Origin of the sequence: Alteribacillus persepolensis, assembly GCF_900099605.1 — a bacterium.
Taxonomy (GTDB): Bacteria; Bacillota; Bacilli; order Bacillales; family Marinococcaceae; genus Alteribacillus; species Alteribacillus persepolensis.
The window spans coordinates 57,517-70,403 of sequence record NZ_FNDK01000010.1 but is presented as its reverse complement, the minus strand read 5'-3'; the positions used below and the strand labels follow the sequence as shown (position 1 = coordinate 70,403).

10 protein-coding genes are annotated in these 12,887 nt (G+C 43.7%); all 10 read right to left on the bottom strand.

What is annotated here, in order from left to right:
- Positions 1 to 13 precede the first annotated feature (13 nt).
- A complete protein-coding gene (locus BLT18_RS09645; protein WP_091273443.1) occupies positions 14 to 1,474 on the bottom strand; it encodes a CoA-acylating methylmalonate-semialdehyde dehydrogenase in 1,461 nt (486 codons plus the stop codon).
- A gap of 32 nt (positions 1,475 to 1,506) precedes the next feature.
- Positions 1,507 to 2,856: a GntP family permease gene (locus BLT18_RS09640; RefSeq protein WP_175487454.1), complete on the bottom strand. Its 1,350-nt coding sequence runs from the start codon at positions 2,854 to 2,856 to the stop codon at positions 1,507 to 1,509.
- A gap of 40 nt (positions 2,857 to 2,896) precedes the next feature.
- Positions 2,897 to 4,093, bottom strand: coding sequence for an iron-containing alcohol dehydrogenase (locus BLT18_RS09635; RefSeq protein WP_091273442.1), 1,197 nt, complete (start codon positions 4,091 to 4,093; stop codon positions 2,897 to 2,899).
- Positions 4,094 to 4,311: 218 nt separating this feature from the next.
- A complete protein-coding gene (locus BLT18_RS09630; RefSeq protein ID WP_245705234.1) occupies positions 4,312 to 6,135 on the bottom strand; it encodes a sigma 54-interacting transcriptional regulator in 1,824 nt (607 codons plus the stop codon).
- 290 nt (positions 6,136 to 6,425) lie between these two features.
- The gene (locus tag BLT18_RS09625) at positions 6,426 to 7,583 is read right to left on the bottom strand and encodes a thiolase family protein (RefSeq protein WP_091273440.1); all 1,158 of its coding nucleotides are present in this window, start codon (positions 7,581 to 7,583) and stop codon (positions 6,426 to 6,428) included.
- Complete coding sequence (locus tag BLT18_RS09620; RefSeq protein ID WP_091273439.1) at positions 7,580 to 9,109, bottom strand: AMP-binding protein; 1,530 nt, start codon at positions 9,107 to 9,109, stop codon at positions 7,580 to 7,582. The genes BLT18_RS09625 and BLT18_RS09620 overlap by 4 nt, the downstream gene beginning before the upstream one ends.
- 16 nt (positions 9,110 to 9,125) lie before the next feature.
- Positions 9,126 to 9,707: a biotin transporter BioY gene (locus BLT18_RS09615; protein WP_091273437.1), complete on the bottom strand. Its 582-nt coding sequence runs from the start codon at positions 9,705 to 9,707 to the stop codon at positions 9,126 to 9,128.
- A gap of 192 nt (positions 9,708 to 9,899) precedes the next feature.
- Positions 9,900 to 10,703: a teichoic acids export ABC transporter ATP-binding subunit TagH gene (tagH, locus tag BLT18_RS09610; RefSeq protein WP_091273435.1), complete on the bottom strand. Its 804-nt coding sequence runs from the start codon at positions 10,701 to 10,703 to the stop codon at positions 9,900 to 9,902.
- Between the two features lie 47 nt (positions 10,704 to 10,750).
- Positions 10,751 to 11,557, bottom strand: a complete 807-nt coding sequence (locus tag BLT18_RS09605; protein ID WP_091273434.1) for an ABC transporter permease — start codon at positions 11,555 to 11,557, stop codon at positions 10,751 to 10,753.
- Positions 11,558 to 11,571: 14 nt separating this feature from the next.
- The gene (locus tag BLT18_RS09600; RefSeq protein ID WP_245705233.1) at positions 11,572 to 12,819 is read right to left on the bottom strand and encodes a CDP-glycerol glycerophosphotransferase family protein; all 1,248 of its coding nucleotides are present in this window, start codon (positions 12,817 to 12,819) and stop codon (positions 11,572 to 11,574) included.
- Positions 12,820 to 12,887 lie beyond the last annotated feature (68 nt).

The following is a 12,887-nucleotide window of genomic DNA, read 5'->3' as shown; positions in this document are numbered from 1 at the left end:
TCACGTTTCCTCTCTATACCCAGCGTGCGGTAAGCACTTTTTTCCGTGTATAAAATTCAACGCTGTCTGTTCCGTTTGCATGAAGATCGCCATAGAAAGAATGCTTCCAACCGGAAAATGGGAAAAATGCCATCGGTGCAGGAACACCAATGTTCACCCCAAGCATGCCTGCATCAATATTTTCACGGAATTGGCGGACGTTCCCTCCATCTCTTGTAAACAGGCATGCCCCGTTTGCAAATGGCGAACGATTCGTTGTCTGAACAGCGTCATCTAAATTTTTTACACGTACAATCGAAAGGACTGGTGCAAAGATTTCGTCTTGCCAGATGCTCATTTCTTCGCTGACGTGATCAAAAATGGTCGGGCCGACAAAGTAGCCTTTTTCCCGGACTTCTTTATCTTCGCGGCCATCACGTACCAGCACAGCCCCTTCTTTTTCCCCGGTTTCAATATATTGCAGCGTACGCTCTTTATGCTGCTTGCGAATGACTGGACCGAGGAAGATATCATCTTCTAATCCATTCCCAATGCCCACATTATTGGCTTTATCAACAAGCTGTGCGATAAACTCATCTGCTACATCATCTTCTACCGCTACCACCGAAGCAGCCATGCATCTTTCACCTGCAGAACCAAACGCCGCGTTTAAAATCTGCGTTGATGCATTATCCAGATTCGCATCTTTTAACACAATCGAATGGTTTTTCGCACCAGCCAGTGCTTGCACACGTTTTAAATTGTCCGTACCGCGCTTATACACGTATTCAGCCACAGGCTGCGAGCCGACAAATGAAATAGCGGCCACATCTTTATGGTCTAACAAACCATTTACCGCGTCATGTGCACCGTGAACAATGTTAAACACGCCTTTTGGAAAGCCGGCTTCTTCCACGATTTCTGCCAAACGATTTGCCAGTAAAGGTGTGCGCTCGGATGGTTTCATAACGAAAGTGTTCCCGGTTGCAAGCGCCATCGGAAACATCCAGCACGGCACCATCATTGGGAAGTTAAACGGTGTAATTCCTCCAATCACTCCAATTGGGTAACGATACATTCCACTTTCCAAGTCAGTCGCGATGGAAGACAGCTGCTCTCCTTTCATCAGTGAAGGGGCTCCCGCTGCAAATTCAACACATTCAATCCCGCGCTGTACTTCTCCTTGAGCTTCGGTAAAGTTTTTCCCGTTTTCAATTGTAATAATTTCCGCTAATTCATCCCAATACTTCACGAGCAGCTGCTGAAGTGTAAACATCATTCGGGCACGTTTTGGAACTGGCTCATCTTTCCACATTTTAAAAGCCTGTGCAGCAGTATCTACTGCACCATTTACGTCTTCTGTCGAGGAAATCGGAACATGTGCAATGACTTCTTCGGTTGCTGGATTATAGACTTTTTCTGTTTGATCAGACTGTGCATCTACCCACTGTCCACCAATGTAATTTTTCAATGTTTTTACGGAATGTTCAATCATCATTCTTCCTCCTTCTATTTATTCAGTAAATGTTAGAAAATGGTATATAAGAAAACAGCTAAGAATAAGACAATACACGGAACGACAACACTTAGGAGAAAAATTGGCTTATAAGCCCGTGCATGAGATTCCCCGCAAATGACCCGAATCGTTGTAACGACATAACCGTTATGCGGCAGGGAATCAATACCGCCCGAGGCTAAAGCAGATACCCGGTGCATATCCCCTGGATGGACGCCTTGTCCAAGATAAATGGGTGCCAAAATTGGCAAGGCAATCCCTAAACCTCCAGAGGCAGAACCGGTAATACCGCAAATAACAGTGACTCCAATCGCTAAACCTAGTAATGGCGGCCCCGGCATATTCACCAAGCCGTCTACAACGCGGCTGAAGGCCGACACTTGTGCTGCGACACTGCCAAAACCAACAACAGCACATGTATTTGCTAAAGCTACTAACGCGTTTTGGGTTCCTGAAGCCATCGAATCCCAAAATGCATGCAAAAATCGAAACATCAGCGTACAAACCAATGTAATTCCTGCTACTAGTGCAACCAGTAAAGCAGCTGTTGGATTCATAAACATCGATAAAATATTCAACGCACCAATAACAACAAGTAATGGCAATAGCGCAGCAAACACATTTGGCAGCTCTTGTTTTCTATCTGGTGTCTGCTCTGGTTCCTCTGCTTTTTCTACAGCGGCTGCCATTTCGTTTCGAGAGGAGTTCTCGCCTGGCAGTTCAAATGTTTCACCATTTTTGACTGCTTTTTTTACTAAAAGACTTAGCCATAGCCCGCCAGCCACCATAATAAGCAGTGCACTAACAACACCAATCCATCCTCCAGCCGCCGGCGTCGTACCAAAATGTTCGGTCGGAATAATGTTTTGAATTTCTGGAGAGCCAGGAGCTGTCATCGTAAAAGAAATGGAACCGAACACAAGTGCTGCTGGAATAAATCGATGCGGCAAGTTGGCTGCTCGAAATAAGGAGACAGCAATCGGGTAGACGGCAAAGCCAACCACAAATAAACTCACACCGCCGTACGTCATGATGGCAGCTGCCGCTACAACCGCAAAAACAGCACGTTTCGTCCCAAGTGTCCGCTGAATCCATTGGGCAATCGCTTCTGCCGATTTTGTTACTTGCATCACTTTGCCGAAAATGGCACCAAGTAAAAATACTAAAAACCATGAAGCAAAGTAATCAGTAAATCCATTCATGTAATTTTCCATCATTGCCGTCTGCAGGTTAAGCCCCCCTGTAACCGCTGTCAAAACAGAACAGATAAGAGCAGCAATGACGATGTTAACACCTTTCATGGTGAGATATATCAGTAGTGCCAGGGATATGATAAGCCCCGCGGTGCCTACTATATCCATGTCCCTTCCCCCTCCTCTTTTCCCTTGCATACTCCTTCTTTTAGTTCACATTAATATTTGCGGAAAAATCATAGTCGTAGCAAATATGATATAAATCTTTTATCTCTTTTTTATTGGGAACTTTAGGATTTTTGGCGGGACTGCCGCTTGCTAAAGCATCATCTGCCATTTTATCGACAGCGCTTACAAAATCATTCTCATCGATTCCCCATCCTTTTAAATTAGGAATATTCAAGCGTGAACACAGTTCTTTTACCGAAGCCACAGCAATGTCAGCAGCGGTTTTATCAGGTTTTCCCTTTGCTTCTGGGTCAAAAATTCTCCCTAAGTCAGCAAGGCGCTCAACCGCAGCATCCTTGGTATATTCCAATACAGCCGGCAGCAGCATCGCATTGGAAAAACCGTGCGGCACGTGAAAAAGAGCGCCAATAGGACGGGACATACCATGTACTAAGCAGACGGATGCATTAGAAAACGCTAGTCCAGCTTGCATCGCCCCGATAGACATTTCTTCTAAAGCGTCTGTATTTTCCGCATTGTCATAAGCCGGCATAATGTTATGAACAATACGTTCCATCGCAGAAAGAGCCATCATGTCTGTCATTGGGTGAGCAAGAGTAGAAAGATAGCTTTCAATGGCGTGGCTTAATGCATCCACCCCCGTTGCTGCTTTGACCGGCTTAGGCGCTGACTTTGTTAGTAACGGGTCTACAATAGCTGCTTCTGGTAAAAATGCAGGCTGTTTAATCATCATTTTCACATCATTTGCCGTATTTGTAATAACCGTCACATCCGTTGCTTCAGAACCTGTACCTGCGGTTGTTGGAACGGCAATATGCGGAAGCGGCTTTTGTAATGCTGCCTTTTTACCGCCCATATAATCGCCGATGTAGCCTCCATTGCCAGCAATGACGGCGGCGGACTTTGCTGTATCGATGCAGCTGCCCCCGCCAAGCGAAACAATAACATCACATTTTTCTTGCTCCAACAGTGTTAATGCCTCTTGAACGTAAGTATCCGTTGGTTCTGTCCCTACCCCCGTATAGACTGTGCTTTTCACACGCTGTTTGGCAAGACTTTTCTGGCACTGGGCGACATAGCCGATATCTTTCATCACATCATCACTAATTAATAACACGTGTTCCCCTTTTTTCGCCGCTTCTTCCCCTACTTTCTCAAACGCATGCCGTCCATATCTTATTGTTGGCGGTGTGAGAAAGGAAGCATAGTGATTCATCAGTATCTCCCCTTTCTTTACGTGGTCACTCTATATCAATGCAATACGTGTGCCAGCATGCGCATAAAATAAGAAAAACTCGGCTTGCCGCCGAGTTCTTATAGTGAAAGCGCCGCTTTTCTCATTCTTTCATCCGTTAACAAAGAGGAATGCTGCTGCAGCTTAAAAATGTAGGGATGTCACTACAAAACGTTGATTGTGTAGTGATATATCTACATTCAATCAATCTGATATTTTCTAAGTTTCTGATAAAGAGTCGTGCGGTGAATACCTAATGTTTTCGCCGTTTTTGATTTATTGCCGTTATTTTGTTTTAAGGCAGCAGCAATCATTTCTTTTTCTCGCCTCTCCTCTTCTTGTTTCACATCACGAACAGACGATGGAAGCGGCTGGACAGAGGGGGCGTTGTCCCTGAAGGCAGATGTTTCGTTTGAAAGAAAATCCGGCAAGTGCTTTCGATCAATTGTTTGGTTTTCTATTAACACAACCAGTCTCTCGATAACATTAGTTAACTCTCTTATATTGCCGGGCCAAGGATATTGAACAAACATGTTCATTGCTTCTGGTGTAAGTGTTTTGACAGCTGTTTCATGCTTTTTGGAAAGTACCGTTAAATAATGCGACACAAGCGGCGGGATATCTTCTTTGCGTTCCCGCAGCGGCGCGATCGGTATCTCAATCACATGAAGCCGGTAATAGAGATCTTCTCGAAATGTTCCTTCTTTCACTAAACGAGATAGATTTTTATTTGTAGCGGCAATGATTCGTGTATGCAGCGGGTATCGCTTCGTTCCTCCAACACGTTCAAATTCTTTTTCCTGCAAAACTCTCAGCAATTTTGTCTGCATATCGACTGGCATCTCACCGATTTCATCCAGAAAGAGTGTTCCATTCTGAGCAAGTTCACATTTCCCAGGCTTTCCTCCTTTTTTAGCATCGGTAAATGCTCCTTCTTCGTAACCAAACAATTCCGCTTCAACAAGCGAGGCTGGAATAGCACCGCAGTTCACACTAACAAAACGCCCATTTGTAAAAGGGCTTAAATGATGGATGCCTTGCGCATACATCTCTTTACCGGTACCGCTCTCTCCAGTAATTAATGTGGTCACGTTTTTTTTAGCAACCTTTCGTGCGATGGATTTTGATTCAGCTGTGCTTTTGCTGTCTCCAATAATCTGTTCAAGTGTTGTGATCCTTCTTCCTTCTAAAGTATTGGGAAAAACACTTCGTTTTGGAGCCGGGGTGCGTTCACTATTTTTCTGCATGCGTTCATAGATTTCATAAAGTTCTGTCAATCCTTCAAAAATCAGCATGCCAATGGCCCCTGCAACCCGGTCGTTTTTCCATATCGGTATCCGGTGAACAACCATCGGCTGTCCTTGAATATACTGAATGGCACCACGCTCTGGCAGCCCTGTTTGTACCGTATTATGCAGATTTGTATTTTCAATCACATCTGTCACATGCTTTCCCATTGCATCTGATTTATCAATTCCGATAAACCGGGTGTACGCATCATTCACAGCCACAACCCGTGCCTGCTCATCTACCACTGCCACCCCTTCATAAGCGCTTTCTAAAATGATATTAATAATTTCTGGTGAATGTTCAAATAGATGGAATTCTTGGATATAGTAAGAAATGCCGTGCAAGATTTCGGTTTGTGTAATCAACCCAATTAATTGGTTATCTTCATCGGCAACGAGAAAATAGTCGAATGGTAAAGCGTGCAAATCCATCAAAGAATCGTGAGATGAAATAATCGAAAAGTTCTCTTTTGTCATGCTTTTTAAAATCAGCTCATCTTGTTTTCCATGCAACAGACTGCGCATCAACAATGAAGGTGTTACAAGCCCTACTGGTTTCATTCCCTCGCTCACAACAGGTAAGCAGCTGGCATGTAATTTTTCTATCAGCCGGGCTGCTTGCGCAAAAGTTTGATCAGGATAGACAAAACTGGGATTTTCTATCATCCAGTTTTTTATTTTCAGCCTATCTGTTGTTCCCGTTTTTAAATCATCGACAGCAAACGGCGGCAGCAAGCTTCTCCCTCCCTTTTCATTGATGTATATTTATTATTATGCAATTATCATAACATGCTTTTCTGAAGAAACAGCAGGTAAGAGGGTTTGTTCTTTTCACGATATGTCATATAACTGCCCAGACTTTTACTCGTATTAGAAAAAACTCAGATTGCTGTGAATTTCTGGTCATAGGCGTCAACATTTTATTTATACCTTTATTTTTGTCTATGCTGAAAAACAAAAAGCCGCCTGTTCTCTATTTGTAAGAAGACAGGTGGCTCACACGGATGAAAAGATGATGAATATTCCTATCCATCGTGAGCAATACGTTTAAAAAGAACAGCAATCCCCATTCCGCCGCCAATCCCCATTGTCGCTATCCCCCATGTTGCGCAGCGATGCACCATTTCTGTCATCAATCGTGTTGTGATGATGGCACCGCTTGCTCCGTACGGATGGCCAAGGGCAATGCCTCCCCCGCTGACGTTTACTTTAGCAAGCGGCATACGTAATTCATATAACGAAGCAAGTACTTGCGAAGCAAATGCTTCATTAAATTCCATTACGTCGATGTCATCCATCGTTAAACCGTTTCTTCTTAAACACGTTTGCACCGCCGGCACGGGACCAATGCCTAATATATTAGGGTCTACTCCGGCAATAGCCGTATCGACCACTTCTGCGATAGGTTTCAAGCCTAGCCGCTCTGCTTTTTGTTTTGACATCATCAAAACGACGGATGCACCGTCATTCACCGGGCAAGAGTTACCTGCTGTGACGGTGCCGTCTTCTCTAAATAAAGCAGGCAGGCGCTGCAGCAACTTCATGGTTGTCCGTTTTCGCACACATTCATCGCGGTCGCTTTTGACACCAGGCACCGCTGCTATTTCTCCGGCAAATACGCCTTGTTCCTCCGCAGCAGCAGCTTTCCTGTGGCTGTCCACTGCAAACTGATCTTGTTCTTTGCGTGTGATGCCGTATTGCTGTGCGACATTTTCCGCCGCTTCTCCCATGCTCGGATCTCCAATAAAATCTGGAGAAAAACGCGCTCGTTCATAGAGTTTAGGCGTGCCTTTGTGCAGGTTTTTTGGTTTTTCCATTTTCCACGGTGCCAAACTTGTGCTCTCTGTGCCGCCTGCAATATAGATATCTCCCGCTCCCGCTTGAATCATCCGTGCTGCCAGATGAATTGCTTCAAGTCCTGAACCGCACTGCCTGTCCACGGTTACTCCTGGGACAGACACTGGAATGCCAGCTGTTAATAACGAAAGCCTGGCTATGTTTCCTCCTGGACCCACCACGTTTCCCAAAATCACATCATCAATATCTGCAGGTTCAATCTTTGAGTCTTCTATTAATTGCTTCATCAGTACAGCTGCCATCGATTCTGGGGCAGTCTGCTTTAAGATGCCATCGATTTTCCCGACAGGGGTTCGTTTTGCCCATACGATAAAAGGTGTATTCATGACGGCTGTCCCTGCCTTTCTACACAGGCTTTCAACTGTTCTTGAATGATTTTTCTTTTCGGTTTTCCACTTGTGGTCAGCGGCAATGCATCTGTGATAACAAAGTGGCGAGGACATTTATAGGCGGCAAGTTCACGTTTGCAAAACGTTTGTACGTCACGCTTGATGTCATCGTTCGAACGTGCCGCATCTTGTTTGACAACCATCATCGCTGCGCAAGCTTCTCCCCAATAATCGTTTTCCACCCCTGCAACACATACATCTACGAGCAATGGATGCTTTTTTAACACATTTTCTACTTCTTCGGGATACACATTTAAACCGCCGGTTACGATCATGTTTTTTTTGCGCCCGGCAAGATGCAAAAATCCATCTTTGTCCTGCTTTACAAGATCTCCTGATGGCACAAATGCTTCTTTTTCCGTAAATGGATGTTGGTAATAACCTGAAAACACCATCGGACTTTTCACATACAACTCGCCAATTTCTCCTGGCTGTGCCTGTTCGCCTGCTTCATTTTGAACCAGCACATCAACATTAGAAAATGGATAACCGAGTGCAGTACTGCTTTTATGCTGGTCTTTTTCATGCAAAATGCTAATAAAGCTCAGCTCCGAGCTGCCGTAAAATTCTTTCCACTCTGCATGAGGCCAAACTTGCTGAAACACGGTTTTGCGTGCACCTCTCATTTTCGCTCCTGAAATAATACACATGCGAAGCGAATGGCTGTAATCATGTTCACTTGTCTGTCTTGCCATTGCTTCAAACATCGTCGGCACACCGTATAACACTGTTATGTATTGTTTGGACGTACGCTGCAATACCGCTTTCGCACTGAAACGTTCTTCAAGAATGCACACCGCACCAACGTGCAGTGCATGAAACACAGCAAATAGAAACAGAGAATGTACGAGCGGCCCCGGCACAGCAATAACGTCTTCGGCTGTAAGCTCCAGCTCTTTATCCGCTTCCCGAAAGCTTTCTTTCCATGACAAGTGATGGCGGAGAAATCCTTTCGGCAAACCGGTTGTGCCTGAAGTAAACCCCATATAAAACAGTGTATCATCGCTCACTTCCGGAAATGCTGCATCACTGTCTTCACATGTTAAAAGCCACTGGTCCAAAGACGCGCGGTTCTCGACTACAATAACTTTTTCTGCCGCGCTTGTATCTTTTAACGCTTCCCATGCTTTGTCCACAAACAGGATATCTGGCTGTGTTTGCTGCAATATCGCCTGACATTCTTTCAACGACCATTTTCTATCAAGCGTCACAGTCAGCCATCCTGCTTTCGCAGCCCCAACTGCCAATGAAACAAACTCTACTCCGTTTGGCAAAAGAAGAGCTGCTTTCGGAGGATAATATGTTTGTGCTTGTTGTGGTTTTCTTTCCTGCAGCAATGCTGCTGCAATATCACTAGTGTATTGATGCAGCTCGCCATATGTAACAGTTTCTGCCGCTGTTATCAGCGCGGTTTTCTTCGGATGCGCGTTCGCACGTTTTGTGAATGAATCGGCAACTGACATGTTACCGCCTCCCTTTCTATCCTGCTCGTTTTGTCTTTTCTAAACGTGATTGCTGACTTTTTACTAAAAACGGATGGCTGCGCGCCAACTTGACCGTAAGCAAGCCCGATCCAACTGCTTTGGCTGTATCACCAGGTAAAAAACCTAATGAAGAAAGCGCCGCTTGATATAGGGGAAGGTTTGCTACAAAAGCTAAATAAATAATGCCAATACTATGAATAATCAGTATTCCCCCGATGCAATTAACCGCAACAGCTTTCCACGCATACAAAGCGGGCTTTGTTTTTTCTATCAGCCAGCCAATCACAAATGCAGCAATCGGCCATGATAAAACATATCCGCCGCTTGGCCCTAATAAGATGCCTAATCCGCCGCGTCCACCGGCCAACAGCGGCATTCCGACAGCAACAAGCGCCACAAACAGCAGCACACTTCCTCCACCTAGCTTTGCCCCGAGCAATGAACCGGCAAGCATGACACCAAGAGTTTGTGCCGTAACTGGAACCGGTGTAAATGGAAGTGGTATCGGCGGCATCAGCCCTAATACGCCAATAACAGCAGCAAACATTGCTGCATAGAGCATCGATGTGGTTTTCATGATCAAAGCTCCCCCCTTGTTTGATGTCTATAGAAAATGTAAACGAATTCTAAAAATATGTCAACTTACACATTATATAAGTTTACATTATTCGCAGCACACATTCTCTTGCCGTATTTGGAACAAAGCCGCTGCCGCTCCGCACAAAAAAAGCTGCTAAAGGGAAACCCTTCAGCAGCCTGTTCTAACTGGCTATACCAGTGCTTTTTCTTTGCTTTGCTTGGCAAACCCTTTTTGTCGGAAAGCTTGCCGTTCTTTTTTTGACCATTTATTATATTTCTTTAAAAACGCTTCGTATTCACCAAGCACTTTATCAGTATTGCCAAATGCTTTGGTTTCTCCAAATTCAAGCCACAAAATTTTATTGCAGAACTCGCGCATTTGGGCAATTGAGTGGCTGACAAAAAACATCGTTTTGCCGCGCTGCTTGAACTCTTTCATTTTTTCCAAACATTTTTTAGCAAACGCTTTGTCACCAACCGATAATGCTTCATCAACAATAAAAATATCAGGGTCGATGTTCACACTGATGGCAAAACCAAGCCGTGATTTCATCCCTTTGGAGTAGGACTTTACCGGCTGGTCAATAAATTTTTCCAACTCCGCAAATTCAATGATATCTTGTTCCATATCACGGATTTGTCTTTTGGTAAATCCGAGCATTAAACATTTTAATTCAATATTTTCCCGCCCTGTCAGCTTGTTGTTTAAACCAGCGGAAACATCAATAATTGCTGTTTCACCATTAATGATAATATCGCCACTCGTTTGCGGGACGATACCGCTCAGGATATTAGACAATGTTGATTTCCCCGAACCATTTACTCCTACCAGCCCGATAATATCCCCTTTTTCCGCTTCAAACGAGACATCGCGCAGCGCATAGAATTCCTCGCCGAAACTTTTGGGAAGCAGCAAGTCTTTTAGACGTTCTGACTGGTTGTGATACAGTTTAAACTTTTTCGTTACATTTTTTGCAATAATTGCTTTAGGCATTTTATCACATCCGTTTTTAATTTACGCCCGGAAAAAGTGATACATCATTATAAAAAGTCAATAAAGTGACGGCGAAAGCGCACATGCAGTACGGATCCGATTACAAACAGCACACCGACAAGCCCCCAAAAATAGAGCGTATACCACCCGTGTTCGAGCAAATACCATGACTCTCCAAAAAAGGCAGCTCGGTAGCCTTCTACTAAATAATATAACGGGTTTAGCTGCATCAATGCGTGGATGCGCTCCGGCAATACATTTGTTACCCATAAAAACGGTGTTAAATATAAGAATACACGTATTGTTGACTGAATAAACATCTGTGCATCACGAATAACTGTTGTGATGGTGGAAGAAATCAGCACAAATGCAATCACAAGCATAATCATGCTGAAAATAAAATACGGAAACTGTACATAATACATATTCACCGGGTGACCAGCAAATTGCATATAAATCATAATAATAAACAATAAAAACAAATGCGGGTACAATTTCGATATGACAACGTAGGCCGGAATGACACTCGTTGGAAAGCTCATTTTCGATACCATGCGCACTTTCGTATAGATAGCTTTGGACCCTTGTGTGACAGCAGGCTGGACAAAAAACCAGATCGTAATTCCTGCTGTCATCCAACTGAAAAATGGCACACCATCCACTGCTTCGTTATCACGGATTCCATATCCAAAAACAAACCAATAAATCGCAATGAAAAACACTGGTGTAATCAGTTCCCACAACGGCCCCAAATAATTGTTATTGTGTTTTATTTTTATTTCATACAGAGCAAGGCGGTTAATTAAATACATGCTCTCCCATAATTCTTTGATTATCGTTACAACAGATTTCATTGTTATACCTTCTTTTATGCTTCCGTCCTGTCAAACACGCGGCTGATCACACGTTCTGAGGCCTTTCCATCCTCTAAAGAATGAAATGTTTGTTCAAACCAGTCAATGTGGTCTTTGTAGCGGCTTCGAATTGTATCGGCTTGTTTGATTTCTTGAATGATTTCGTCCGTTGTCGTTACCAGCGGACCTGGTGCTTCCTTTTCAAAATCAAAATAAAAGCCTCTCAGCTGGTCGCGGTAGTTTTCGATATCATAGACATAAAAAATCATTGGGCGCTTGAGAACACCGTAGTCAAACATGACCGACGAATAATCAGTCATTAATATATCACCGATAATATATAAATCCCGGATATCAGGATAATTCGAGCCATCCACTGCAAACCCTTCATATCCGCTTAAATCCAATTTATCAGAAACAAGATAATGGAGACGGAACACAACCACATAGTCATCTCCGAGCTCTTGATACATTTTGTCCATATCCATCTGTACGGCAAATTTATATTTTCCAATAAAGTGATACTCATTGTCACGCCAAGTCGGCGCATACAGCACCACTTTTTTGCCTTCCGGAATACCGAGCCTCTCTTTTATTCTTGCCGCATCTTCCTCTGTATAATGAAACAAATAATCATTTCTCGGATATCCCGTCTCTAAAAGCTGCTGATTAAAATCAAATGCCCGTTCAAATATCTCCGATGAATAGTGGTTTGGTGATACGAGATAATCCCAGCGGCTCGCTTCTGCTACAAAATTGCGCTTATACATATCAGTTGTCGTTCCCGGCATATACACTTCATCCATATCAAGCGCCAGTTTTTTGAGCGGTGTACCGTGCCATGTCTGTAAATACACGGTGTCATTCGGCTTGGCGATCCATTTTGGCAGCCGGCTGTTAAACACCCAGTATTTCGCCCGCATCATGACAATAAACCATTTCAGCGTAAACCGGGTAATGGTTTGTACACCGTGCTCATCAAAACGTGATTTAAAGCGGTGGTCAATGCTCCAGTAGTAAATATAATTTCTATCTTGTTGTTTTAGCGTTTCATAAACAGCCCGCGGGTTGCAGCTGTATTGTTTGCCCAAAAAACTCTCAAACACAATAATATTTTTCTTTTTTGGCAAACGCCCGGCGATCATAGAGATATTACGGTAAAAACGGCGCATTTTTTTCGATTTCCTTAGCTTATTCCATTTTTTTTTCGTTCTTTTCTTCCATTTCTTTTTCCATTTTTTCCAACGTTTCAGCATATACATTCAATACCCTTCTGCTATAGAGAATCGTAACAGCAATACTGCTTGGTCTATTATATACGTTTTTTTTC

Excerpts from the sequence above, each read along its gene's own strand:
- BLT18_RS09600 (WP_245705233.1), bottom strand. The coding sequence starts at position 12,819 with ATGTATATGCTGAAACGTTGGAAAAAATGGAAAAAGAAATGGAAGAAA.
- BLT18_RS09635 (WP_091273442.1), bottom strand. The coding sequence starts at position 4,093 with ATGAATCACTATGCTTCCTTTCTCACACCGCCAACAATAAGATATGGA.
- BLT18_RS09625 (WP_091273440.1), bottom strand. The coding sequence starts at position 7,583 with ATGAATACACCTTTTATCGTATGGGCAAAACGAACCCCTGTCGGGAAA.
- tagH (WP_091273435.1), bottom strand. The coding sequence starts at position 10,703 with ATGCCTAAAGCAATTATTGCAAAAAATGTAACGAAAAAGTTTAAACTG.
- BLT18_RS09605 (WP_091273434.1), bottom strand. The coding sequence starts at position 11,557 with ATGAAATCTGTTGTAACGATAATCAAAGAATTATGGGAGAGCATGTAT.
- BLT18_RS09640 (WP_175487454.1), bottom strand. The coding sequence starts at position 2,856 with ATGGATATAGTAGGCACCGCGGGGCTTATCATATCCCTGGCACTACTG.
- BLT18_RS09620 (WP_091273439.1), bottom strand. The coding sequence starts at position 9,109 with ATGTCAGTTGCCGATTCATTCACAAAACGTGCGAACGCGCATCCGAAG.
- BLT18_RS09615 (WP_091273437.1), bottom strand. The coding sequence starts at position 9,707 with ATGAAAACCACATCGATGCTCTATGCAGCAATGTTTGCTGCTGTTATT.
- BLT18_RS09645 (WP_091273443.1), bottom strand. The coding sequence starts at position 1,474 with ATGATTGAACATTCCGTAAAAACATTGAAAAATTACATTGGTGGACAG.